At 72.2% G+C, this 24,199-nt stretch carries 22 protein-coding genes; 14 read left to right on the top strand and 8 right to left on the bottom strand.

Annotated elements, in window-relative coordinates:
• Positions 1 to 159 precede the first annotated feature (159 nt).
• Positions 160 to 744: a TMEM165/GDT1 family protein gene (locus AC3IX6_RS00965; RefSeq protein WP_489368246.1), complete on the top strand. Its 585-nt coding sequence runs from the start codon at positions 160 to 162 to the stop codon at positions 742 to 744.
• Between the two features lie 63 nt (positions 745 to 807).
• On the opposite strand, the gene AC3IX6_RS00970 is transcribed toward AC3IX6_RS00965, so the two are convergent.
• From AC3IX6_RS00970 to AC3IX6_RS00985, 4 genes are all read right to left on the bottom strand, one after another.
• Positions 808 to 1,587 (bottom strand): VOC family protein, encoded by a 780-nt coding sequence (locus AC3IX6_RS00970; protein ID WP_489368247.1) that lies wholly within the window; start codon positions 1,585 to 1,587, stop codon positions 808 to 810.
• A gap of 138 nt (positions 1,588 to 1,725) precedes the next feature.
• Positions 1,726 to 2,400 (bottom strand): hypothetical protein, encoded by a 675-nt coding sequence (locus AC3IX6_RS00975; RefSeq protein WP_489368248.1) that lies wholly within the window; start codon positions 2,398 to 2,400, stop codon positions 1,726 to 1,728.
• Between the two features lie 50 nt (positions 2,401 to 2,450).
• Positions 2,451 to 3,356: an RNA polymerase sigma-70 factor gene (locus AC3IX6_RS00980; RefSeq protein WP_489371702.1), complete on the bottom strand. Its 906-nt coding sequence runs from the start codon at positions 3,354 to 3,356 to the stop codon at positions 2,451 to 2,453.
• Positions 3,357 to 3,623: 267 nt separating this feature from the next.
• A complete protein-coding gene (locus tag AC3IX6_RS00985) occupies positions 3,624 to 3,989 on the bottom strand; it encodes an iron chaperone (RefSeq protein WP_489368249.1) in 366 nt (121 codons plus the stop codon).
• Positions 3,990 to 4,115: 126 nt separating this feature from the next.
• On the opposite strand from AC3IX6_RS00985, the gene AC3IX6_RS00990 reads away from it, so the two are divergent.
• From AC3IX6_RS00990 to AC3IX6_RS01000, 3 genes are read left to right on the top strand one after another with little or no spacing between them, the layout of a single operon-like run.
• Complete coding sequence (locus tag AC3IX6_RS00990) at positions 4,116 to 4,562, top strand: SRPBCC domain-containing protein (protein ID WP_489368250.1); 447 nt, start codon at positions 4,116 to 4,118, stop codon at positions 4,560 to 4,562.
• Entirely contained in the window at positions 4,559 to 4,930 is a 372-nt protein-coding gene (locus AC3IX6_RS00995; protein ID WP_489368251.1) for an ArsR/SmtB family transcription factor, read from the top strand. The genes AC3IX6_RS00990 and AC3IX6_RS00995 overlap by 4 nt, the downstream gene beginning before the upstream one ends.
• 8 nt (positions 4,931 to 4,938) lie before the next feature.
• Positions 4,939 to 5,772 carry a class I SAM-dependent methyltransferase gene (locus tag AC3IX6_RS01000; RefSeq protein ID WP_489368252.1) on the top strand — a complete coding sequence of 278 codons (834 nt, stop codon included), beginning with the start codon at positions 4,939 to 4,941 and terminating at the stop codon, positions 5,770 to 5,772.
• Positions 5,773 to 5,792: 20 nt separating this feature from the next.
• Here the strand turns inward: AC3IX6_RS01000 and AC3IX6_RS01005 are convergent, their stop codons facing one another.
• From AC3IX6_RS01005 to AC3IX6_RS01015, 3 genes are all read right to left on the bottom strand, one after another.
• Complete coding sequence (locus AC3IX6_RS01005) at positions 5,793 to 6,941, bottom strand: endonuclease/exonuclease/phosphatase family protein (protein WP_489368253.1); 1,149 nt, start codon at positions 6,939 to 6,941, stop codon at positions 5,793 to 5,795.
• Positions 6,942 to 7,113: 172 nt separating this feature from the next.
• On the bottom strand, positions 7,114 to 7,626 hold the full coding sequence (locus AC3IX6_RS01010; RefSeq protein WP_489368254.1) for a rhodanese-like domain-containing protein: 513 nt from the start codon (positions 7,624 to 7,626) through the stop codon (positions 7,114 to 7,116).
• A 122-nt stretch (positions 7,627 to 7,748) separates the two neighbouring features.
• The gene (locus AC3IX6_RS01015; RefSeq protein ID WP_489368255.1) at positions 7,749 to 8,780 is read right to left on the bottom strand and encodes a helix-turn-helix domain-containing protein; all 1,032 of its coding nucleotides are present in this window, start codon (positions 8,778 to 8,780) and stop codon (positions 7,749 to 7,751) included.
• Between the two features lie 220 nt (positions 8,781 to 9,000).
• Between AC3IX6_RS01015 and helR the strand changes: the two genes are divergently transcribed.
• Both helR and AC3IX6_RS01025 read left to right on the top strand, forming a co-directional pair.
• Positions 9,001 to 11,205, top strand: a complete 2,205-nt coding sequence (gene helR, locus AC3IX6_RS01020; RefSeq protein ID WP_489368256.1) for an RNA polymerase recycling motor ATPase HelR — start codon at positions 9,001 to 9,003, stop codon at positions 11,203 to 11,205.
• Positions 11,206 to 11,298: 93 nt separating this feature from the next.
• Complete coding sequence (locus AC3IX6_RS01025; protein ID WP_489368257.1) at positions 11,299 to 13,410, top strand: protein kinase domain-containing protein; 2,112 nt, start codon at positions 11,299 to 11,301, stop codon at positions 13,408 to 13,410.
• On the opposite strand, the gene AC3IX6_RS01030 is transcribed toward AC3IX6_RS01025, so the two are convergent.
• Positions 13,407 to 14,921: a cellulose binding domain-containing protein gene (locus AC3IX6_RS01030; RefSeq protein WP_489368258.1), complete on the bottom strand. Its 1,515-nt coding sequence runs from the start codon at positions 14,919 to 14,921 to the stop codon at positions 13,407 to 13,409. The genes AC3IX6_RS01025 and AC3IX6_RS01030 overlap by 4 nt on opposite strands.
• Before the next feature lie 346 nt (positions 14,922 to 15,267).
• Here AC3IX6_RS01030 and AC3IX6_RS01035 point away from each other — a divergent pair, with 346 nt between their 5' ends.
• The 8 genes from AC3IX6_RS01035 (at position 15,268) to AC3IX6_RS01070 (ending at position 24,188) form a co-directional block, all read left to right on the top strand.
• Positions 15,268 to 15,867, top strand: a complete 600-nt coding sequence (locus tag AC3IX6_RS01035; protein ID WP_489368259.1) for an acyltransferase — start codon at positions 15,268 to 15,270, stop codon at positions 15,865 to 15,867.
• 434 nt (positions 15,868 to 16,301) lie between these two features.
• Positions 16,302 to 17,471, top strand: coding sequence for a hypothetical protein (locus tag AC3IX6_RS01040; protein ID WP_489368260.1), 1,170 nt, complete (start codon positions 16,302 to 16,304; stop codon positions 17,469 to 17,471).
• Positions 17,468 to 18,247 carry a WecB/TagA/CpsF family glycosyltransferase gene (locus AC3IX6_RS01045; RefSeq protein WP_489368261.1) on the top strand — a complete coding sequence of 260 codons (780 nt, stop codon included), beginning with the start codon at positions 17,468 to 17,470 and terminating at the stop codon, positions 18,245 to 18,247. The genes AC3IX6_RS01040 and AC3IX6_RS01045 overlap by 4 nt, the downstream gene beginning before the upstream one ends.
• A complete protein-coding gene (locus AC3IX6_RS01050; RefSeq protein WP_489368262.1) occupies positions 18,247 to 19,503 on the top strand; it encodes a nucleotide sugar dehydrogenase in 1,257 nt (418 codons plus the stop codon). The genes AC3IX6_RS01045 and AC3IX6_RS01050 overlap by 1 nt, the downstream gene beginning before the upstream one ends.
• A gap of 4 nt (positions 19,504 to 19,507) precedes the next feature.
• A complete protein-coding gene (gene wecB / locus AC3IX6_RS01055; protein ID WP_489368263.1) occupies positions 19,508 to 20,635 on the top strand; it encodes a non-hydrolyzing UDP-N-acetylglucosamine 2-epimerase in 1,128 nt (375 codons plus the stop codon).
• A gap of 93 nt (positions 20,636 to 20,728) precedes the next feature.
• Positions 20,729 to 21,523, top strand: coding sequence for a YveK family protein (locus AC3IX6_RS01060; protein ID WP_489368264.1), 795 nt, complete (start codon positions 20,729 to 20,731; stop codon positions 21,521 to 21,523).
• Positions 21,520 to 23,052 carry an oligosaccharide flippase family protein gene (locus AC3IX6_RS01065; RefSeq protein ID WP_489368265.1) on the top strand — a complete coding sequence of 511 codons (1,533 nt, stop codon included), beginning with the start codon at positions 21,520 to 21,522 and terminating at the stop codon, positions 23,050 to 23,052. The genes AC3IX6_RS01060 and AC3IX6_RS01065 overlap by 4 nt, the downstream gene beginning before the upstream one ends.
• Positions 23,053 to 23,057: 5 nt before the next feature.
• Entirely contained in the window at positions 23,058 to 24,188 is a 1,131-nt protein-coding gene (locus AC3IX6_RS01070; protein ID WP_489368266.1) for a hypothetical protein, read from the top strand.
• Positions 24,189 to 24,199 lie beyond the last annotated feature (11 nt).

Genomic DNA, 24,199 nt, shown 5'->3' on the forward strand with positions numbered 1-24,199 from the left:
GCGCGGGGCGGACGAGACCTTCGGCCAAGGCATGACCCGTCCCACATCACCGTGTGGGCCGCTTCGTCGTGCCGGGCCGAGTGGTTCTTCCCGTCGCCTCCCCGCTGGGTGCCGATCCGAGCCATCAGAGCCCGGCTCCAGCAGAAAGCAGCACCCGGAATGGCTCTCGACCCCATGGCGATCTTCACCGCCTTCGGTCTGATCTTCCTTGCCGAGCTCCCCGACAAGACCATGTTCGCCTCGCTGGCCATGGGCACCCGGATGCGGCCGCTGTACGTATGGTTCGGCACCTCCACCGCGTTCATCGTGCACGTGGCCATCGCGGTCGGCGCCGGAAGCCTGCTGAGCATGCTGCCGAACATGGCCGTCAAGCTCACCTCCGCCGCCCTGTTCGCCTTCGGCGCCATCGTGATGATGCGCTCCGGCGCCGACGACGACGAGGCGGACTCGGCGGCCAAGGCCGTCACCGGCTTCTGGCCCGTCTTCACCACCGCGTTCATGGCCGTGTTCATCGGCGAGTGGGGCGACCTGACGCAGATCACGACCGCCAACCTCGCCGCCACCAACGGCTGGCTGCCCACCGCCATCGGCTCCGCCGCGGCCCTCATGTCGGTGTCCGCCCTCGCCCTGATCGTGGGCCGGTTCATCGCCAAGCGGGTCCCCCTCAAGACGGTTCAGCGCTTCGGCGCCCTGTGCATGGCCGCGCTGGCCGTCTGGACGCTCATCGAAGCCTTCACCGGCTGAACCGGCTGAACCAGCTGATCCGGCTGGTCCGGCCCGTCCCGCCGATCCGGGCGGTCTTCCGGGTCATTCGGCCCGCGGTGCGGCCTTGAGCAGGGCGAAGACCGCCCCGCTCGGGTCCGCCAGCCAGGCGATCCGCCCGACGTCGGGCACGTCCGCGCCCGGCATCAGCACCGTGCCGCCGCCGGTCCGTGCGGTGCTCACCACGGCGTCCACGTCCGCGACCGCGAAGTACGGCACCCAGCGGGCGTCCCGCTCCCCCTCCGTCAGCGGTGCCACCCCGCCGAAGGAGCCGTCCTCCTGGTCCCCGTCCGCGGTGCTGAGCACCTGGTAGGTCATGCCGGGCGCCTCCATCTCCCGCGAGCGCATCCCGAAGAGGGCTCCGTAGAAGGCCAGCGCCGCCCCCGGGTCCGGTACGTGCAGTTCGACCCAGCACAGCGCGTTGTCGGCGGAGGTCAGCTCCAGACCCGGTGTCCGGCCCGGCTTCCAGATGGCGAAGTCGGCGCCCTGCTGGTCGGTGTACTGCGCGAGCCACCCCTCCCCCATGACGTCCATGGGCTCGACGCGGACGGTGCCCCCGCCGTCCCGCACGCCCCGGGTGGTGGCCTCCGCGTCTTCGGTCCGGAAGTACACGGTCCACGCGGAGGTCGCCCCCGGGTCGAGCTGCCCGACCGCGGCGACGGTCTTCCCGTCGACCTGGAAGAACCCGTACCCGCCGGTCTCGGGCCCGAGCAGGTGGAACTCCCAGCCGAAGACGGCCCGGTAGAAGGCGGCGGCCCGGGGGATGTCGGGGCTCCCGAGGTCGATCCAGTTGGGCGAGCCGGTGCGGTAGTCGGTACCGAGCATGGGTTCCTCCTGCGATGGGGTTTCGCATGCGAGGTACCCGCGGAGCGGCCCCTCACCCCGGCCTCCCCTCCCAGCGCCACACGTACGGGTCCCCCCGGCACACCGCATTCGGCCGGTGCGCGCCCCCGCGGCCCCGTTCTAGTAGGGGCCGCCCCGGAACAGCACGCTGCCCTGGTGGCGCGGGCGGTCGCCCCGTTCGTGGGCCGCGTCGGAGCGGTCGGCGGGGGCCGAAAGGCCGGCGAGGGTCCGCAGGGTCTCCAGGCCGGCCAGTACCTCGTCACGGCGTGCCGCGGACTTCATCCAGGCCGGCAGCCGGGCGAACATCGACAGCGTCGGCGAGGCGTGGCGCTCGCGCAGCCGGGCGCCGACGTAGGCGGCGAGGGCTTCGACGTGCTCCTCGTCGTAGGCCCACAGGATCCGCCCCGCACAGCGGGTCTGCAGCCAGAGCGGGCGCCGGAAGAAGGGGTCCTCGGTGCCGCCGACCGAGACCCCGACCAGGGCGGTGCCCCGCTCCTGTGCCGACCAGTCGGCGAGGGCCCCGCAGGCCGCGCAGGCGAGGCGGCGGGGCTGGAAGAGCAGAGCGCTGAAGTACTTGGGCGCCGCGAGACCGGGCCGCGGCAGCACGAGCGCGCGGCCGCCGCACCGCGGACAGACCACGAGCGCCCTGCCGGTGAAACGGACCAGCCACATGCCGTGGTCCTGGTGCCGGACCGGTCCGGCGGATACGGGCCCGGCGGATGCGGGCTCGACGAGTGGGGGCTCGACAAGTGCGGGCTCGACGGGCTCGGAGCCCGTGGCGGGGACGGAAGGCATGGGCGACATGCTGCCAGCCGTCCCCTCGCCCGGCACGGGCCACCCGGGACTCACCGCAGGGTGGGCGTGGTCTCGGTGTCGACGTGGGACAGCTTCTCCGGGTTGCGGACGAAGTAGAGGCCGGTGATGCGGGTGTCCTCGACGCGGACGGCGATGACTCCGTCGAGCTCTCCGTCCACGTGGACGGCCAGGGCCGGGGTGCCGTTGACCATGGTGGGGGCGAAGGAGAGCCCGATCCCGGCCTTCCCGGCCTTGCCCGTCATGCCGGTGAACAGGCGGGCCACGTGGAGGGCGCCCACGACGGGCCGCAGTGCGGCGTGCTTGATGCCGCCGCCGTCGCCCATGTAGACGACCTCGGGGGCGAGCACGTCGAGGAGGCCCTGCAGGTCCCCGGTTTCGAACGCCCGCTGGAACAGCTCGACGGCCACCCGTGCTTCGCTCGCGGAGACCGCCCGGCGGGGGCGGCGCGCATCGACGTGCTTGCGGGACCGGTGCGCGATCTGCCGGACGGCCGCCGGCGTCTTGTCGACGGCGGTGGCGATCTCCTCGTAGTCGAGGCCGAACACCTCGCGGAGCACGAAGACGGCCCGCTCGGTCGGTCCGAGCGTCTCCAGGACCAGCATCATCGCCATCGACATGCTCTCGGCCAGTTCCACGTCCTCGGCCACGTCCGGCGTGGTGAGCAGGGGTTCCGGCAGCCACTGGCCGACGTAGGCCTCCTTGCGGCGGCTCAGGGTGCGCAGCCGGTTCAGCGCCTGGCGGGTGGTGATCCGTACCAGGTAGGCGCGCTGGTCCGTGACCGTGTCGAGGTCGACGCCCGCCCAGCGCAGCCAGGTCTCCTGGAGCACGTCCTCGGCGTCGGCCGCCGAGCCGAGCATCTCGTAGGCGACGGTGAAGAGCAGGTTGCGGTGGGCGACGAAGGTCTCGGTCGCCGTATCGGGGGCCTGCGCGGGTATGTCCACAGCTGCATTCTCTTCCGTCAAGTTCCGTCGGTCTTCCGGCGGTTCGGGTCCATTCATGATCGACTCACGGTGCTACTCATGATCAACGCATGGGCCGGTCGGCTCAAGTCTTCTCTTCGACGGCAGCCCTGATCCCGCCCTGCTCGGCCGTGGCGTCCGCCTCCTTCGTTTCGAGGTTTCGGACAGCAAGACACCCGACGGCCATGAGGGGTTGTGCTCGGAAAGCCGGTCAGCCGGTCAGTCGGTCAGCCGGTCAGCCGGTCAGCCGATCGCCCCGGAAGCGGCGGCCGTGGCCCGCAGCAGGTCCTTCAGGAGGGCGAAGTCGATCTTCTCCGGCTTGCGGAACCGCAGGCAGACCTTGCCCATGTCGTGGTCCGCGAGCCGCTCCTCGAAGGCCTCGCGGACCTCGGCACGCATCAGGTAGAAGGAGACGTACTGCTTCTGGCTCGCGAAGGCGATCTCCCCGACGCCTCCCCGTTCGTACACGGGCATCCCGTACGCCATCGCTTCGGTGAATCCGCGCAGCTCCGTACGGCACAGCTCGCGCAGCCGGATCAGTGCCTCCCTGCGCTCCTCGGGGACCTCCGCGAGGTACGCGTCCACGTCTTCCGCCCGGCTCTGCACCATGGGTCCGAGCGTAGGCGAAGCCGGGCGGCCACGTCATCGTGCAACTCCGAGGTTGCGGGATGTGGAGTGACGTGCAACTCTGGAGTTGCACCGAATCGCCGATGGCTTGTGACGAAGGAGTCCCTGATGAACGCGGACCGGATCGAACGAGACACCCTGATCGAGGCCTCCCTGGAACGGGTCTGGTCCCTGGTCGCCGAGCCGGGCTTCTGGGTGGCCGACGAGGGCAGCCTGGCCGGCACGGTGGCCAGGGAAGGGGAGTCGATCGTGGCGAAGAACAGCGAATACGGCGAGTTCCCGGTGCGGGTGGAGAAGGTCGACCCGCCGACCTACCTGGCGTACCGGTGGGCCAGCGCCTTCCCCGGGCAGGAGCTGCGCGAGGACAACAGCACCCTGGTGGAGTTCACGCTGAGCCGCGAGGGCGACCGGACGCGGCTCCGCGTCGTGGAGAGCGGGTTCGCGGCCCTGGCCGGGTCCGAGGAGCTGCGCGGCAAGGCACTGAAGGACAACACCGGGGGCTGGCCGCAGGTGCTCGACGCCTTCAAGAAGCGCGCCGAACAACCGGCCGCGTGAGCGGGGAACACCCCGGCTCCGACGAGGCGGTCGACCACGTCCTCGTCGCGCTGGCCGACCCGACCCGGCGCAAGCTGCTCGGTCTGCTCGCCGCCCGCGGCGAGGTCACCGCGACCACCCTTGCCGAGGGACTGCCCGTCTCCCGGCAGGCGGTGGTCAAGCACCTCGCCGTCCTGGACGCCGCCGGGCTGGTCACCGGCAACCGGGTCGGACGCGAGGTCCGGTACACCGTGCGCCCCGCGGCCCTGGACGCGACGGCACGGTGGATGGCCACCCTCGCCGCAGACTGGGACCGACGGCTCGCGGCCGTCAAACGGATCGCCGAGGCGGCGGAACGGGATGCGCGCCAGGCCGCCACGGACCGATAGTGGGAACTGTGAGCGACTGGCCAGAGGGCAGCGGACGAGCCGCGCGAGCCGGAACGGGCGGCGCGGACCACGGCGGCGAGCAGGAGCCCGTCGCCTGGTCCGGGCCGGAGGGCGCGCGGGCCTTCGCCGCCGTGGAGGCGGCCACGGACTGGCTGCTCGGGTATCCCTTCGTCTTCCGGGCCCTGACCCGGTGGGTCGGCAGCGGATCCGTCCTGGTGGACTACGGGTGCGGGCCCGGCAAGGTCGCCGACCACGCGGCCCGGCAGCTCGGAGCGAAGGTACTGGGCGTGGACACCTCCCCCGAGATGCTCGCGCTGGCCCGCGGCTCGGGGACGGCGGTCGCCGAATACCACCTGGTCACGGACGGGCGGGCGGCCTGTCTGGCCGACGGCAGCGCCGACGCCGTGATGTGCAACCACGTCCTGGCCTCGCTGCCCACCGCGGAGGCGGTGCTCGCGGTGTTCGGGGAGATCCGCCGGATCCTGCGGCCCGGCGGCCCGTTCGTCCTGCTGGCCACCGATCCGGCGTGCAGCGGGACGGAGTACGCCTCGCTGAGCATCGGCGACCCGGGCGTCACGTACGGCCCGGGCGACGAGCTGCCCGTACGGCTCCGGCGTACGGACGGCAGCTGGCAGGTGATGCCGAACCACGCGTGGCCCGTGGATTTCTACGCGCCCCTGCTGGAGCGGGCCGGATTCAGCATCCTCGTCCAGCACCGCCCGACGGTGGAAGAGGCCCTCGGCCTCCCCGGTCTCGTCGACCCGGACCTCGCCGCCGGCCGCACCTGGTCGGCGGAGCGGGCCGGGCCCCCGCTGGTGATCACCACGGCGCTGGCGGTCTGAGGGGGCGGGCCCGCGTCGTCTCAACGCAGCTGGAGCACGCTCCGGACGCCGGCGTGGTCCGAGGGCCAGAGCCCCGACGGGGTGCGGTCGGCCAGGGCGTGGCCCACCCGGTGGGCCGTCAGTGCCCTCACCTTGCCGCGGAAGAGCACGTAGTCGATGCGCTGGGTGAGGGTGGAGGTGGCGTTGCGCAGGTCGGGGGCCTGGCAGCAGGTGAAACCGGGGTCGCGGGGGTGGGTGGCGGTCCAGGCGTCGGTGAATCCGGCGGCGAGGAGGCGGTTGTGGCTCCGGGTGTTGGTTCCCGGTGTGGCGCCGACTCCGCCGGCGGCCGAATTGAGGTCGCCGAGCAGCACGGTGGGGAGCGTGGTGTTCAGCGGCCCCGCGAGCAGTTCGTCGGCCTGTGCTTCCTGGACGGCGGGGGCGACGGGCTCGAGGTGGGTGGTCACCACTCGGGTGGTGCGGCCGCTCAGCGTGGCGTCGGCCGCGGCCCAGCCGCGCTCGATCCGCAGGGGCGGATTGGGCGGGCAGCCCAGTACGGGGCGGCAGATCGGCACGTGGCTCTGGAACCGGCCGGTCTGCGGGTTGGCCACGGAGAACTTGTGTGCGGGCAGGTCGGTGCGGGCCAGGAGCACATCGCGGTCGGTGAGGCGGATGTCCTGCAGACCGGTGGGCGTGGCACGCGGGGCCTCGAAGTCGCTGCCGACGGTGACGCTGGCCACGGCCGCGTAGTGCTTGCCCCGGGCGGAGAGCTCGTCGAGGAGGATCTGCAGGAAGTCGTATTCGACGTGGGTGGCGCTGCCCTGCCCGGCCGGCGTCTGGCTGCGCCACAGCACGGCTTCCTGGACGCCCACGAGGTGCGGCTCGCTTTCGGCGATCTCGTCGGCCAGCGCTTCGGCTCGCTCGGGGAAGTTCGTGGCCTGGACGTTCGCCCATACCGCGGTCACCGCGGCGACGAGCCCTTGGGGGCTGGTGGCGGCGAGAACGGGCGCGAGGTCGGCGCCGAGGTAGAGGTTGCGGGTCATGACCCGCAAGGAACTGCGGCCTCCTTCGGCGGCGGAGGCGGAGGCGGAGGCCGGGGCGGAGGCGGAGGCGGAGGCCGAGGCCGCGCCGAGTGACCCGGGTGCGAGGAGCGCGAGTGCGCACAGAGCGGATGTGAACCAACGGCGAGCCATGCGGCAGCCCTTCCGGCCAAGGCGGGCGAAATGCCCGCATCCTGGCCGCAATCTAAAATGGCTGCCGGTGACCGGCGATCCGGGTGTGAGCTGGGCGGCCTAAAGCGCGCTCCGCATGCACCGGAGGGCCTCGTAACCCGTACGAGTCCCTCGCGGTCGCGTGCGGACACGTTCAGCAGGCGCAGGAGATGCCCGAGCGCGGGGCGGTCAGATCGTCGATCGCGCGCTGGTCGGTGCCCTGGGCGGTCTCGAAGGCGAAGCCCTCGCGGACCCAGTACTCGAATCCGCCGAGCATCTCCTTCACCTGGTAGCCCAGGCGGGCGAAGGCCAGCGCCGCACGCGTGGCGCCGTTGCAGCCGGGGCCCCAGCAGTAGGTGACCACCGTGAGCGCCGGGTCGATCAGCGTCGGTGCCAGCTCCGCGATCCGCGCCGTCGGAAGGTGCAGCGCCCCCGGGATGTGGCCCTGGTCCCAGGCGGCCTCGCTGCGGGAGTCGACCACGACCAGACCGGGGACACCGGAGAGCAGGTCGGCCCGGACGTCCGAGACGTCCGCCTCGAAGGCGAGCCGCGCGGCGTAGTGGGCCGCCGCGACGCCCGGAGCAGCGGCGGGGACGGAGAGGACGGCGCTGGTGGACTCGGCGCTGGTGGGCTCGGCGGCAACGGTGGACGGGACGGTCGCGAACATCGGGGAGCTCCTTGTACGGGGCGGAGGGCGGGGGCTCGCCGGCCGGGTGGACTCCCTGCGGCGATGACTCCATCCTCTGTCCCCGCCACCCCCGCGACGAGTGGCGTAAACGCCTCCACTCGTCAAGATCCCGCCAGGGGTGCGGTGACCCTGACGAACGCCTTCCGGTAGGCCGTCGGCGTCGTCCGCATCTGCCGGGTGAAGTGGTGGCGGTACGTCGCCGTGGAGTCGAATCCGACCGCCGCGGCCACCTCGTCGACCGTCCCCTCCCCCGACTCCAGCAGCGGCAGGCTCGCCGCGATCCGCTGGGAGACCACCCAGCGGATCGGGCTCACACCGTTGCGGCGGGTGAAGTGGCGGAGGAAGGAACGCTCCGACATGTTCGCCGCGCGGGCCAGCGCCGGGACCGAGAGCGGTCCGTACAGCCGCTGGAGGGCCCATGCCATGCTCCGGGAGATCCCGTCGTCGGCTCCGTCGGGTCCTATCTCGCCGACCGCCGCCTCGATGAACTGGGCCTGCCCGCCCTCGCGGTGGGGTGGTACGACGAAGCGGCGGGCCACGGTGTTGGCGACGGCGGCGCCGTGGTCGGCGCGGACCAGGTAGAGGCAGAGGTCGATGCCGGCGGCGCTGCCCGCGCTGGTCAGTACGTCGCCGTTGTCGACGTAGAGGACGTCCGCGTCGACCTCCACCGCGGGATGCCGCTCGGCGAGGGTGCGGGCGTAGCGCCAGTGGGTGGTGGCCCGGCGGCCATCGAGGAGACCGGTCGCGGCGAGCGCGAAGGCGCCCGAGCAGATGGAGACCAGGCGTGCGCCCCGGGCATGGGCCTTGAGGAGGGCATCGACCAGCGCGGGCGCGATGATGCCGCCCGCCGGGGAGACTCCGGGGATGATCACGGTGTCCGCGGCGGAGAGGGCGTCGAGCCCGTGCTCGGCGCGGAGCGTGAACCCGCCGACCACGCGCAGGTCCCGGCCGGGTTCCGCCGAACAGACCCGCAGCTCGTACCAGGGCAGGTCCCCCAGCTCGGGGCGGGCGAGCCCGAACACCTCGACCACCACGCCCAGTTCGAAGGGCGCCATGCCGTCGAAGGCGAGTACGGCCACCACGTGGGACGGCGTCGGCTTCGTGAGGTGAAGGGGTACGGCCTCGGACGTCATGGCCGTACTGTAACCAGCCGTCCCCACCGGGCCTCATCGGGCGGGTGGAGGAGGGGGCGAAGAGAAGACCAACGAGAGGCGAGGAGGAGTACGCACTCCTTGCCACTTACAACATATAGCGCACTGGGGGGCTTGCGGCAAGGCCCCCAGCCTGGGGCAAAATCGCGGACCTAGGCCAGAACTTGCCGAAAAATGGGAGATTCACTCAGTGCGTGCTGCTATGTCAGCTCTTGGATCACACGGTTCCGTCGAGTCGGCGGCGACGACCGCCACCAGTGCGTTCGAACTTCCCGACCACCTCTCCCCCAAGGCCGACCCGGCTCTGATCGACGGCGACGAACGGCACTTCGCGGCCGTCTCGCACTGCCTGGAGCAGACGATCGCCGAACTGTCCGACCGCCTGGAGGTCACGCGCAAGGCGCCCGGCGGCATCGGCCGCGAGGCCATGGACCGCGACACGGAGATCCACCGTCTGACCAGCCGGCTGCGCACCCTGCGCCGTTTCGGGCTGGACCTGTGCCTGGGGCACATCGTCCCCGCCGACGGCTCCGAGCCCGTGTACATCGGCCGCCTCGGACTCACCGACAGCGCGGGCAACCGGCTGCTGCTGGACTGGCGCTCCCCCGCGGCCGAGCCCTTCTTCGCCGCGACGCACGCCGTCCCGATGGGTCTGGCGAGCCGTCGCAGGTACCGCTGGACCCGCGGGCGGATCAGCGACTACTGGGACGAGGTGTTCTCCGCGGACGGACTCGAAGGGCGCGCCGCGCTCGACGACCAGTCCGCGTTCATCGCCGGCCTGGGCGGCAACCGGTCGGCCCGGATGCGCGACGTGCTCGCCACCATCCAGACCGACCAGGACGCCATCATCCGGGCCGGATCCCGCGGCGCCCTCGTCGTGGACGGCGGTCCGGGCACGGGCAAGACCGTCGTCGCCCTGCACCGCACCGCGCACCTGCTCTACTCCGACCCCCGGCTGGGTCACCGCCGCGGCGGCGTGCTGTTCGTCGGTCCGAGCCGGCCCTACCTGGCCTACGTCTCGGACGTGCTGCCCAGCCTCGGCGAGGAGGGCGTGCAGACCTGCACCCTGCGCGACCTCGTCACCGAGGGAGCCGGCGCCGCGGTCGAGGCCGACCCGCGCACGGCCCTCCTCAAATCGTCCGCCGGCCTGGTGAAGGCGGTAGACGCGGCCGTGCGCATCTACGAGGAGCCGCCCACCCGGGGGACGACGGTCTCCAGCCACTGGTCGGACCTCTGGCTCGGCGCCGACGACTGGGCGGCCGCGTTCGAGGCGGTGGAACCGGGCACCCCGCACAACGAGGCCCGCGACCAGATCCTGGAGGAGCTCCTCACGATCCTGATGGACCAGGACGACACCGACGTCGCCCCCCACCTGCTGCGCCGTTCGCTGCTCCAGGACCGGGAGCTGATCACCACCCTCAACCGGGCCTGGCCGATGCTCGATGCGGGCGAGCTCGTCGGAGACCTCTGGTCGGTGCCCGCCTACCTGCGCAAGTGCGCTCCGTGGCTCGGACCCGATGACGTGTCCCTGCTGCAGCGCGCCGACGCCCAGGCCTGGACGGTGTCGGACCTGCCGATCCTGGACGCGGCCCGGCAGCGGCTCGGCGACGCCGAGGCCTCCGTACGCGAGCGCCGCCGCGAAGCCGCCGTCGCCGCCGAGCGGGCGCGCAGGTCCGAGGTCATCGACCGGCTGCTCCAGGACACCGAGATCGACGAGAGCCAGGGCGCGGTGGGGATGCTGCGGGGACGGGATCTGCAGGACGCCCTGATCGACGGGGACGCGCTGCCCGGAGCCGAACCCGACCTGCTCGCCGGCCCGTTCGCCCACATCATCGTGGACGAGGCGCAGGAACTGACCGACGCCGAATGGCAGATGCTGCTGGCCCGCTGCCCGTCGCGGAGCTTCACGATCGTCGGGGACCGCGCGCAGGCCCGGCACGGTTTCACCGAGTCGTGGCGGGAGCGGCTCGAGCGGGCCGGGCTCGACCGGATCACCATGGCCTCGCTGAGCGTCAACTACCGCACCCCGGAAGAGGTGATGGCCGAGGCCGAGCCGGCCATCCGCGCCGTGCTCCCCGACGCGAACGTGCCGACGTCCGTCCGCAGCAGCGGCATCCCCGTCGCGCACGGCCGCACCGCGGACCTGGCCGCGGTCCTCGGCGACTGGCTCGACGCCCAGGCCGACGGGGTCGCCTGCGTCATCTCCGCCGACGGCGCCTACGACAGCGGGTTCCCGGCGAGCTCACGCGTCCGCGTGCTGACGCCGACGCTGTCGAAGGGACTCGAGTTCGACCTGGTCGTCCTCATCGACCCGGACACCTTCGGCGAGGGCGTCGAAGGCGCAGTCGACCGCTATGTCGCGATGACCCGCGCGACCCAGCGCCTGGTCGTCCTCACGAGCTCCTGAGCTCCTGAGCCGACCCGGCCCGGTCCCGGACCAGGGGGGTTAACCTCTGGCCTGAGCCGCATGCGGCGGTCGGGGGACAGAGGGGTACAAGGGGTGGGACTTCACCAGACCGATCCGCTCGTGGTGGGCGGGTACCGGCTGCAGGACCGGCTCGGCGTCGGCGGAATGGGCACGGTGTTCCTGGCCCGGAGCATCGAGTCCGGGCGGATGGTGGCGGTCAAGGTCGTTCACCAGCAGTTCGCCGACGACCGGGAGTTCCGGATCCGCTTCCGCCAGGAAGTGGCCTCGGCACGGAGGGTCTCCGGGGCCTTCACCGCCCCGGTGGTGGACGCCGACCCCGATGCGGAACGCCCGTGGATGGCCACCCAGTTCGTGCCGGGCCCCACCCTGGGGGCGACCGTGCGGGACGGAGGCCCTCTCGGCGGCCCCGCCCTGCGCCGGCTCGCGGTCGGGCTCGCCGAGGCGCTGCGCGACATCCACCGGGTCGGGGTCGTCCACCGTGATCTCAAGCCGGACAACGTCCTGTTGACCGAGGACGGGCCGCGCGTCATCGACTTCGGGATCTCCCGGGCGGTCGACCACGAGACCCTCACCGTGACCGGCAGGATCCTGGGGACTCCTCCGTACATGTCCCCGGAGCAGCTGTCCGCTCCGCACCGGGTCAAGCAGGCCTCCGACGTCTTCTCCCTCGGTGCCGTCCTGGTGTACGCGACCACCGGGCACGGTCCGTTCGATGCCCCGTCGCACTACATGACCGCCTACAACGTGGTCCACGAGCCCGCCGCGGTGGCGGAGCTGTCGGGTACGGTCCGCGAGCTCGTCCAGTGGTGTCTGGCGAAGGACCCGGTCGACCGGCCCACGCCGGACGAGCTCCTGGAGGCCTTCCGCGCGGTGCCGGAGGGCGACTGGGGCGCCCGCCCGCCGTCGCCCGTCGCCGAATCCGCTCCGGCTCCCGCGCGCGGGAGCCGGCTGCTCTCCCGGCGCGGCGCACTGGTCGCGGGTGTGATCGGGCTGACCGGAGCGGGAGCCCTCGGCTCGTGGGCGACCGGAGCGTGGAGCGGGGCGTGGACGGGCGGCGGTCCGTCCGGATCGGCGGGCGGCTCCCGGGGAGGTCCGGCGGGGAACAGACCCCGGCCGTCGCACGAGGGGTCCGCCGGCCTGCAGCCGGCCGGATGGGCCGTGTGGGAGCAGAAGCTGAGCCCTCGGGACCTGGGCGTCACGGCCTGCCATGCCGCGGGGCCGGTCCTGTTGTGCACCTCGCTGCCCGGTACCGGGCGGATCGCCGCGTTCGACGCCCGGACCGGCGAGCGGCTGTGGGGGAACGACTTCCCGACGAGCATCGAATTCCTGGGCCTGTCCGCCGCGGGCGACGTCGCCTACTGCCTGGAGGCCGACGAGGCTGATCCCGGCCAGGGGGGCCATGTCGCCGCCCTGAACACCGCGACCGGTGCCCGGCTGTGGTCCACCCTTCCCGGTACGGCCGATCCGATCGCGGGCGGCGTGTACGCCGGCGACGCGATCGTCACGTTCACCGCCAAGGGCTCCCTCAACGCCTGGCACCCGGCGACGGGCGATCTCAAGTGGCAGGAGGACGGGATCCGGGGCGTCGGCTCCCGGCTCCTCGCCTCCTACGGCCGCGTCTTCCGCGTCTCCGGCCTGGACACACCCGGCGCCCACGTGCTGTGGGAGCACTCCCGCGAGAAGGGCAGGGTGGTGCAGGGCAAGGACTTCGGAGCCTTGGTTCTCCTCGCCGTCGGGGAGGGCTCGGTGCTGCTGCGCAGAGCGGACGGCACCATTTTCCACACCCCGTGGCAGGGAAGCCCGACGCCCACGACCCTGCCCACCACCCTGGAGTACGTGGAGGCGGGCGGGGCCTACTACGGAATGGCCCCGGACGGAACGGTGACCGCGGCCGACGACGACACGGGCGAGCTGCTTTGGACGGCCGAGTCGTGGTACCTCAAGGCGTGGACGCGTAGTGGGAGAATCCCGCTGAGGGTGGCCGACGGGCGGGTCCACGTCCCTGGCACGGACGGGAGTATCCACTGTTTCGCCGCCGGCAGCGGAGACCTCCTGTGGCAGAGCGCGGCGCGTCAGGACGACAGCGCGAACGCCCGCCGCGAGTGGCCGGGCATCGCGCTCCACGGTGACCACGTCTACCTGCTGACGGGCGACACCGTGGTCGCGCTGCGCCCGCGGTACTAGCGCAGGGCTCCGAAGGCCTTCGTGAAGGCCAGGGGCTGCTGGAGGATCGAACTGCACGTCGCGTCCGCGTAGTTCACGACGCCGGCCGCGCACTGCCGGTCGCGGGTCGCGGACCACATCGCCAGCCTGCCGATTCCCTTCTCGCTCGCGAAGTCCACGAGCTGGGTGGCGTCGGCGACGGTGAAGACCTCGCTCGTGACGTCATTGACGCCGATCATCGGCGTCACGGCGACGGTCTTCCAGGCCGCCGCTTCGGAAAGGCCCAGTACGCCCTTGATCTGGGCCTGCGTGGCGGTGGCGGCCTGGATCGCGTACCGGCCCATGTCACCGCTGTAGGCGGGTCCGTAGTCCATGGCCATGATGTTGACGCCGTGGATCCGCACGCCGGCCTTCTTCGCGTCCGCCAACAGGGCCACGCCCGGCTGCGTGAGCCCCTCGGGCATCACGGGCAGGGTGAAGGCCACGTCGAGTCCCGGGTGGGAGGCCTGCAGCAGGGTGATGGCCTGTGCGCGGCGGGTGTTGGCGGCGGTGTCGGGCAGGGCCGCGCCCTCGATGTCGAAGTCGACCTTGGTCAGCCGGTACTGGTCGATGACCTTGCCGTAGGCGGCGGCGAGTTCCTGTGCGGAGCCGCAGTTCAGGGCCAGCTCGTGCCCGGCGGCTCCGCCGAAGGAGACGCGTACGTCGCCACCCTTGGCCCGCAGGGCGCCGATCTGCGCGGCGACCTTGTCGTTTCCGAGCTCGGTGACCCCGCCCCACAGCGGGGCGCAGCCGCCGCCGGAGGTGATGAAGGCGAGGTGGAACTCCTTGACGCCGGTCTTGGCCGCCGTGTCGAGCAGGTCGTAGGCCGGGTGGAGGGAGGTGTCCACGTACGGCGCGAAGCGCGCGCCGGCGGCCGGGTTCCCGGTCGGGGGCGGGGTCGTGGCCGTCGCGGTGGGCGGGGCGGGCTTGGTCGGCCGGCCCGTGGGGGTCGCGGGAGCGCTCGTACCGGCCGTCGGCGCGGGCGTCGGTACGGCGGAAGGGGCCGCGGTCGGGGCGGTGGTGGGACGGCCGCCCGGCGGGGGCGTCGGGCCCGGGTCGGCCGAGCACTTCGCCCCGTTGATCCGGCAGGCCGTCGGGTTGCCCGCGTTGGCGCTCGCGCTCGTGACGAAGCCGATCGTGACGGAGGCTCCCGGGGCCAGCTCCTTGTTCCATGCCGCCGGCTTCACGGTGACGTGGCGGCCGCCGACCGTGTGCGAGCCGTTCCACAGGGAGGCGATCGTCGTGCCCGTGGGCAGGTCGAACTCCAGGGTCCAGCCGGTCTGTGCCCGGGTGGTGTGGTTGGTGATCACGTACGTGCCGGTGTAACCACCGCTCCAGGAGCTCGACTTCGTGTACACCGCGCCGACCGAGGCGGCCTGGGCCGTACCCGTGAAGGCGAAGGCGGCGGCCGCGATCAGCACCGCCACCGCCGTACCGCCCGCGGCCTTCGCCTTCTTGCCCGTCCTGCGCCGGTGACCGGTCGTGCTGCCCATCGTGTGCCTGCCTCTGAATTGCTGGGGAGTTCGGGGGTGCGGCAGCACGCTAGCCGCCCAGAAACGGACATTTGATCGATTCGGGGCGGCGGTGGCGAACCTTAGGTTCCACTTAAGGAAGCGATCGGGCGACCTTAAGGCGGCCGGGAGCCCGCCCCCGCCCGGGAGCCGCCAACGCGGCCGACGCGCCGTCAAGTCCAGTCCGTGAACAGTCGGTTGATCTTCGGGGTGCGCGCGGCCGATGCCGCATATGCTCCCTCCGTACCTCAATGCGACGTACATCCATGCGATGTGCGTCCCTGTGACGTACGTCCGAATGCCTCGCGAGCCGTAAGGGGACCGCCCCGTGAGTGTCCGAATTCAACCCTCCTCCCAGGTCGACGAGACGGCCGAACTCGGCGAGGGGACCACGATCTGGGATCTGGCGCAGGTGCGGGAGGAGGCCAGGCTCGGCCGCGACTGCATCGTGGGACGCGGGGCGTACGTCGGCCCCGGCGTACGGATCGGGAACAACGTCAAACTGCAGAACTACGCCCTGGTCTACGAGCCCGCCGAGCTCGGCGACGGGGTGTTCATCGGCCCGGCCGCGGTGCTCACCAACGACTTCTACCCGCGGGCCGTCGAACCCGACGGCCGGCAGAAGCGCGGCGGCGACTGGGAGGCGGCCGGGGTCGTCGTGGCCGAGGGGGCCTCCCTGGGGGCCCGGTCGGTGTGCGTCGCGGGGGTCCGGATCGGGCGGTGGGCCCTGGTCGCGGCCGGCGCGGTCGTATCCCGGGACGTACCGGACTTCGCGCTCGTGGCCGGGGTGCCGGCGCGGCGCACCGGCTGGGTGGGCCGGGCCGGGGTCCGCCTGCTCGAACGCGACGGCGAGCCGGGCGTTTGGGAGTGCCCGCGCACCGGCGCCCTGCACGACGAGACCGACGGAACCCTGGCCGAGCGCACCTGACGCAACGTCGGCAATTTGGGTCAATGGCATTTCCTCAAAACCACAATCAATGAACATCCTTGGGCATACCTTGTCCCTGTACACGGGATCTGAGCAGGCAACAGGCTGTGTTCAGTGGGGGGTTGTACACGACGAGGGCAATCGCAGACGAGGTGACGGCCGGCGCGGAACCATGCGCCCGTCCGCCACCGTCCGCGCGCGCCCCGATCCGGGGCTTCGCTGGAGGGGGATCCAGCGACCCGGACAGCTCGTGCCATCGGGGGGATCACACCGTAGGCACGCGCAGCGTCATGCGCAGTCCCCTCCGCCGGACGACGACCGCCGGGTCTGTCCTAGGAACGATTTTCAGAGGGGGTAGGTGTGTTGGAGCAGTACGGCTACAGCTCGGACATACAGGGCGAGCAGGGCACGCGGGAAACCGAGGTGGGGACCCGGTGACCGCCAGACGATTAGAAGCACTGGCCCACGAGGACCCGTCGCTGCACGCCCTCGCCGAGCGGCTGCTCGCACTGGCCGAGGCGGGGCTGCCCGAGATGTACCTGCCGGGCGCGGAGACCTTCGTCTTCACGCGGGTGGGGACGATCTCCCCCGACGGCGCGAGGCGCATGGAGCGGCGCGGTACCAGCACCCGGTACGCGGCCATCACCGCACTGGGAGCGCGGTTCCTCCCCGAGGAACGCCAGCGCGCCCTCTTCGACGGCCGCAGCGCCGCGGAGTTCACGGCCCTCCTGGTGGAACGGCTGCCCGCGGTGACCAACCTCGGCGACGCCGCGCTCATCACCTGGGCCGCGGCCGAGACCGGGCACCCCAAGCTCGCGGACGCCGTGGCGAGGGTGGCCGAACTGGACGTCCCCGGACGTCCGCAGTACACGGTGGAGGCCGCCTGGGTGCTGTCCGCCCTCACCGCGGCCCGTACCTCGGTGGACGTCGAGTACCGGCTGGCGGCCGCCCGCGACCGCCTGCTGGCGGCCCGGATCGGGGACGGCCCGCTGTTCCCGCACGCCACCGGGCCCGGGCTGGTCCCCGGGTACCGCTCCCACGTGGCCTGCTTCGCCGACCAGACCTATCCGCTCCAGGCACTGGCCCGGCTGCACGCCAGTGCGCCGGATCCGCGGGCCCTCGCGGCCGCCGACGCCTGCGCCGCCCGGATCTGCGCCCTGCAGGGGGACGGCGGACAGTGGTGGTGGCACTACGACGCCCGCACGGGCGGCGTGGTGGAGGGCTACCCCGTCTACAGCGTGCACCAGCACGCCATGGCACCGACGGCCCTCTTCGACCTGGCCGAGGCGGGCGGCACCGACTTCGGCGCGGAGATCCGCCGGGGTCTGCGCTGGATGACGGAGGTGCCCGAGATCAGCGGGCCCGACGGCGCCCCGCGCGAGCCCATGATCCGCGAGGAGTTCGGGGTCACCTGGCGCAAGGTCTACCGCGGCGACCCCGCCAAGGCCGTGCGCGCCGCCCGCGGGCTCACCACCCGCGTCGCCCCGCGGGCCAGGCTGGCCCCGCTCGACCGGATCTTCCGCCCCCTGGCGGTGGACCGCGAGTGCAGGCCCTACGAGTTCGGCTGGCTGCTCCACGCCTGGCTCGGGGGGCTCGGGAGATGAACCACAGACAGTCCCTCTTCGGAGTGGCGCTCGACCCCCTGACCATGGACGAGACGGTCCGGCGCTGCCTCGACGCCGTGCGGCGCGGTGAGCAGATCGAGATCGGCATGGTCAACGCGGCCAAGCTGGTGAACATGCGCCGCGACCCCCGCCTCGCCGCGGCGGTCGCCGGCTGCGACCTCGTCCTGGCCGACGGCCAGGCCGTGGTCTGGGCCGGTCGCGTCCTCGGGGTCCGGCTGCCCGAACGGGTCGCGGGAATCGACCTGTTCATGCGGCTGCTGGCCGCGGCGGAGTCCGCCGAGGTCCCCGTCTACCTGCTCGGCGCCCGGCAGGACGTCCTGGACCTCATGCTCGGGCGGATCTCCGAACGGTTCCCCGCCCTGCGGGTGGCCGGGAGCCGCAACGGCTACTTCGAGGACTCCGAACAGGGCGAGATCGCCGACGCGGTGGCCGGGAGCGGGGCCCGCATGCTGTTCCTCGGCATGACCTCGCCCAAGAAGGAGATCTTCACCGCCGGCTACGGCAAGCGCACCGGCGCCCACGTGGTGCACGGCGTGGGCGGCTCCTTCGACATCCTGGCCGGCATCACCAAGCGCGCCCCCCTGCTCTGGCAGCGGATGGGGCTCGAATGGTTCTACCGGACCCTCCAGGAACCGCGCCGCCTGGGCAAGCGCTACCTCACCACCAACGCTGCCTTCCTCCTCATGACGGTCCGGGAACTCATCCGCCGCACACCGTCCACACCGCCTTCCGGTTCCGCGAACAGGAGTCACTGATGCGCGTCGTCGTCGTGGGACAGGGATACGTCGGCCTTCCGCTGGCCATCAGGGCCGCCGAGGTCGGACACCAGGTGGTCGGCTTCGACGTGGACGCGCGGCGGGTCAAGAGCCTCGCCGCCGGCGAGTCGTTCGTGGAGGACGTCTCCTCCGCGCGGCTGAGCAAGGCGCTGGAACTGGGCACGTACCAGGCCAGCGACCAGGCCCGGGACTGCGGCGGCTTCGACGTCGCGGTCGTCACCGTCCCGACCCCCTTGCAGGACGGCGCCCCCGACCTGCGCTACATCGAGGAGTCCGCGCACACCCTGGCGCGCTTCCTGCGGCCGGGAGCCACCGTCGTACTGGAGTCGACCACCTATCCGGGCACCACCGAGGAGCTGTTCGGGCCGATCCTGGAGGACGGTTCGGGCCTCACGGCCGGCGTGGACTTCCACCTCGGCTACAGCCCGGAACGCATCGACCCCGGCAACAAGGTGTGGGGCTTCCAGCAGACGCCGAAGGTGGTCTCCGGCGTCAACGCCCTCTCCCTCAAGGCCGTGGAGACCTTCTACGCGGGCCTCGTCGACACCACGGTGCCGGTGCGCTCCCCCAAGGAGGCCGAGCTGGCGAAGCTGCTGGAGAACACCTTCCGGCACGTGAACATCGCCCTGGTCAACGAGATAGCCATGTTCGCCCGCCACCTCGACATCGACGTGTGGCAGACCATCGAGGCCGCCTCCAGCAAGCCGTTCGGCTTCATGAAGTTCACTCCGGGACCCGGCGTCGGCGGTCACTGCCTGCCCATCGACCCCTCGTACCTGTCGTGGCGGGTCCAGCGCGAACTGGGCCAGAACTTCCGCTTCGTGGAGCTGGCCAACGACATCAACAGCCACATGCCCGAGTACGTGGCGCGCCGCGTCATGGACGCGCTCAACGCCAAGCGCCGCTCGGTCAACGGCTCCCGGATCCTGCTCCTGGGACTGGCGTACAAGAAGAACACCGGCGACGCCCGGGAGTCTCCCGCGGTGCGCGTCTCGCAGCTGCTCCTGGACATGGGCGCCAAGGTGCGCGCGGCCGACCCCCACGTGGTGGAGAGCATCAAGGTCGACGCCCGCCTCTCGCGGGTGGAGCCGACCCGCAAGGAGCTGGCCGCCGCCGACGTGGTCGTCCTGCTCACGGACCACGACTCCTTCGACTACTCCATGATCACCGAGCACGCCTCGCTGATCCTCGACTGCCGCAACCGGCTGTCGGGACCCACGGTGGAGGTGCTCTGACTCCATGCCCAGAATCATCTGTGTGGCCGGGGCCCGGCCCAACTACATGAAGATCAAGCCGGTGATGGACGCCCTGGAGGGCCGCGGCGCCGAGGTCGTCCTCGTCCACACCGGCCAGCACTACGACGAGTCCATGAACGACGTCTTCTTCCGCGACCTCGGCATCCGCTCCCCCGACCGCTATCTGGGAGCCGGGTCCGGCAGCCACGCCCAGCAGACCGGCCGGGTGATGGAGGCCTTCGAGCCGCTGCTCGACGAGCTGGTCCCGGACGCGGTCGTGGTGGTCGGGGACATCAACTCCACCCTGGCCTGCGCCCTGGTCACCGCGAAGGCCGGGCCGCTGCTGGCCCACGTGGAGGCGGGACTGCGCAGCCGGGACTGGAGCATGCCCGAGGAGGTCAACCGGGTCGCCACCGACCGGATCAGCGACTACCTGCTGGCCCCCTCCCCCGACGCCGACGCGAACCTGCGGGCGGAGGGGTACCGGGAGGACCAGATCCACGTCGTGGGCAACGTCATGATCGACACCCTGTTCGCCAACCTGGACCGGGCCCGGGATTCCGACGTCCTCGACCGCTACGGGCTCACCCGCGGCGGATACGGCCTGGTCACCCTGCACCGGCCGGCCAACGTGGACGATCCGGACGCCCTGCGCGGCCTGCTGAAGGCGCTGGGCGAGATCGCGGGCCGCGTCCCCCTGGTGCTGCCCGTGCATCCGCGGGCCGCCGAGCGGCTGGCGGAGATCGGCGTCCCCGGCGGCATCCGGCTGGTGCCGCCCGCCGGATACCTCGATTTCATCGCCCTGCAGGACTCCGCCCGCGTGGTGCTCACCGACTCCGGGGGCATCCAGGAGGAGACCACCGCGCTCGGCGTGCCCTGTGTGACCCTCCGGGAGAACACCGAGCGCCCGATCACCGTCGAGCAGGGCACCAACGTCCTGGCGGGCACCGACCCGGACCGCATCACGGCCACCGTGCACCGGGTGCTCGACGATCCGCCCGCGCCCCGCTGCCCCGAGCTGTGGGACGGCCGCGCGAGCGAGCGCATCGCGCAAGTACTGCTGGACGGCGGGAGCGCGGCGACCCGGCATCGGCCCACCGACCTCGTCCCGGGCGCCGCGCCCGTCGTCTAACGCCGTGGCCGGAAGGGACCGCCGGGTCGCGGCGCCCCCTTCCGGCCACAGCACCGTTTCCACCCCTGTTCCACCTGGATCGAAAGAAGGCTGATGGACCTCGCGGAGATCTGGCGGGTCATGCGCAGGCGCTGGTACGTGCTGCTGCCCGGGCTGCTGCTCACGGCCGCGCTCATCACCGGCGTGTACCTGCTGGTCCCGGTGGAGTACCGGTCGCAGAGCACCGTGACCCTCCTGAACTCGAAGAAGGCCACGGTCGCCTTCGACGGCAACCCCTTCCTGAGCACCCAGGCCTCGCTCACCGGCATGGCCGACGGGCTGGCCCGCAACTTGAACTCCGACGATTCCAAGGCCGACCTCAGGGCCCAGGGACTCACCGGCGTGTACGAGGCGAAGATCGCCGACAACGCCCAGGGGCCCTTCATGTGGCTGAGCGTCACCGGCACCGACCCGGCCGCCGTCCTGAACTCCGACAAGCTCTTCACCGCGTACGCCGAGAAGCGCCTCCTGGAGTTCCAGGCGCAGCAGTCGGTGACCCCCGAGGCGATGATCCGGATGGCGACGATCGTGCCGCCGCAGAAGCCCGAGGCGCAGACGAAGACCCGGCTCCAGTACCTGGTCATGGCCGCGGCGCTGGGCTTCGTACTCAGCCTGGTGGCCACCTTCTTCGTCGAGGCCAAGCGCCGCAAGGCCGGCAAGACCGGTCGGCGCAAGCCCGTGGCAGCCGACCAGGATCCTCCCGAGGACCGCGGCCCGGGTTCCGGTTCCGGTTCCGGTTCCGACCATCACGCCGGTTTCGACGATCACACCGGCGCCGTCGACCCCACGGCCACGATGGCGCTCAAGGTCCTGCCCTCGTCGGCCTTCCGCTCCAAAGCACCGCAGTGACCGCCCCCACCACGGACACGGGCACCCAGGATCCGCCCGAGGTCCCGCCCGGCGGCGCGCCGCCCGAGGCCCCTTCCCTGGGGCGCAAGGTGGGATCCGCCGCCCGGTGGAGCCTGGTCAACACCATGGTGATGCGCCTGGGCAACTTCGTCACCGGCATCATCCTCGCCCGCTTCTTCCTCGGTCCCGAGGCCTGGGGCGTCTACGGCATCGCCCAGACGGTCCTGCTGGTCCTGCTCTCCGCGAACGAGCTCGGGGTCTCCCTGGCCATCGTGCGCTGGGAGGGCGACCCCCGCCGCTTCGCCCCGACGGTCCTCACCCTGAGCGCCGCCTCCAGCCTGCTGCTGTACGCGGGCCTGTTCGCGGCGGCCCCCCTGGTGGCCCGCGTGCTCGGCTCCCCCGAGGCCTCCGGCGTGCTGCGCGTGATGTGCGTGTGCGTGGTCCTCGACGGGCTCTCGCAGGTGCCCGCCGGCTTCCTCACCCGGGAGTTCCAGCAGGGCCGCCGGATGGCCATCGACGCCGTCAACTTCGTCCTCAGCACCGCGGTGACCCTGCTGCTCGCCGTTCAGGGCTGGGGTGCGATGAGCTTCGCCTGGGGCTCCGTCGCGGGCAACGTGGCCGCGCTCATCGGCTGCTGCCTGGCCGCGCCCGGCACCCTGCGGTTCGGCTGGGACCGGGAGCAGGCCCGTGCCCTGCTGCGCTTCGGCCTCCCGCTCGCCGGGGCCAGCATGCTCGCGCTCGGCGTCGTCAACGTGGACACCATGGTGGTGGGTTCCTCCCTCGACCAGCTGGCCCTCGGCTTCTACGTGCTCGCCTTCAACATCTCCGGCTGGCCCGTACGGATCATCTCCGAGGCGGCCCGCCGGGTGTCCTTCGCCGGCTTCTCCCGGCTGGCCGACAGCGGCGCCGGAGGGGGGCCCGGCGCACTGGCCGCCGGCTTCGGCCGCGCCCTCGGCGTGGTGATGACGGGCACGGTCCCGCTCTGCGTGCTGCTGTCCGCCCTCGCCGGACCGATCGTGGAGCTGGTCTACGGGGAGCGCTGGCTGCCCGCCGCCGCCGCGCTGCCGTGGCTGATGGGGCTCGGACTGGTCCGGATCGGCTGCGAGCTGGCCTACGACTGCCTGGTGGCCATCGGACAGCGCCGTTCCCTGATCGGGGTCCAGGGCCTGTGGCTCGCCGTCCTGGTCCCGGTGCTGGTGGTCGGCGCCGGAGCGGGCGGGATCGAGGGGGTGGCCCAGGGCCACGTCCTGGTCGCGGGGGCCGTCGTGGTGCCGGTGTTCCTCTTCGCCCTGCACCGGGGCGGCGTCGGACTGGGTACCGTGGCGCGTGCCTGCGCTTGGCCCTTCCTCGGCGGGGCCGTGATGGCGGGCGTGGTCCTCGGTCTGGAGCGGCTCCTCGGCGACGGCGTCCTCGCGCTCCTCGCGACCGGGGCCGCCGCCACCCTGTGCTACGCCGTGTGCGTCCTGCCCAGCCTCGGGTTCCTCCGCGGCAGCGCACCGGCCGCCGCGGCCACGACGATGAAGGACTGACACTCATGGCACGCCTGCGCAAACGCTTGTGGGCCTGGCTGCTGGCCGGGCTCTTAACGGTCGCCGCCCTGACCCTGTACCAGGCCGAGCGGACGGGCCGCAGCGAGTCGGCGGCCGATTCCTGCCCGGAGAGCGCCCTCGAATGCCCCGGCGAGGAGAAGCCCCTCCCCCTGCCCGTGCCCGTGGCGCCCTCCGTCTCGCCTTCCCCGTCCGGCAGTCCGAGCCCGTCCGCGAGCCCGGCCTCCCCCTCCCCCTCGCCCACCGCCCCGCCGGGCAGCAGCGCACCGCCGGAACCCGCACCGGGCCCCGCTTGCACCGGCGCCTCGCCCGGCGCCTGCGGCTTCCCCGACGCGCGCTCCACCGGCCCGCGGATCGCGCTGGAGCGGCACGACACGGGGAACATGTCGATCAAGACCAACGGCACGGTCATCAAGGGCTGGGACATCCGCGGTTCGCTGGACGTCTACGCCGACAACGTCACGATCATCGACAGCCGGATCACCTCGACCAACTGGTGGGGCGTCAACCTCCGTCCGGGCTTCAAGGGCCTGCGGGTCCTGCACACCACGATCACCGCCGTACCCGGCAAGGGCCCCGACAACGGCGGCGTCAACTACGCGGTGTCCAACATGGGTGAGAGTTCGGTCGAGGTCGGCTGGTGCGACGTCTCGGTGTTCGGCAACGCCCTGTCCATGGGCCAGGGCGATCTGCACGACAACTACGTGCACGACATCGTCGCCTTCCGGAACCTGGGCGGGGAGTGGCAGCACACCGACGCCGTGATCAGCGGCGGCGGCAACAAGGGCCGGCTGACGGTCCGCCACAACACGCTGCTGAACTCCGTCCCGATCGACAAGGGCGCCAGCGCGGCGCTCGGGCTCTTCGCCGACACCGGCGTGGTCTCCAACGTGATCGTCGACAACAACTGGCTGGCCGGAGGGGCGTACGCGCTCTACGGCGGCGGTCCGGGGGCCACCGGCATCCAGGTCACGGACAACGTGTTCTCCACCCAGTACCACCCCAAGAGCGGGCTGTACGGGGCGGTCGCCGCGTGGAACGCGGGCGGCGCGGGGAACGTGTGGCGCGGCAACCGCATGTCGGACGGGCGTCCCGTCGTACCCGAGCCCTCCCCCTGACCACCGAGAGG

The sequence above is a fragment of the Streptomyces sp. GL_141 genome (assembly GCF_057834385.1).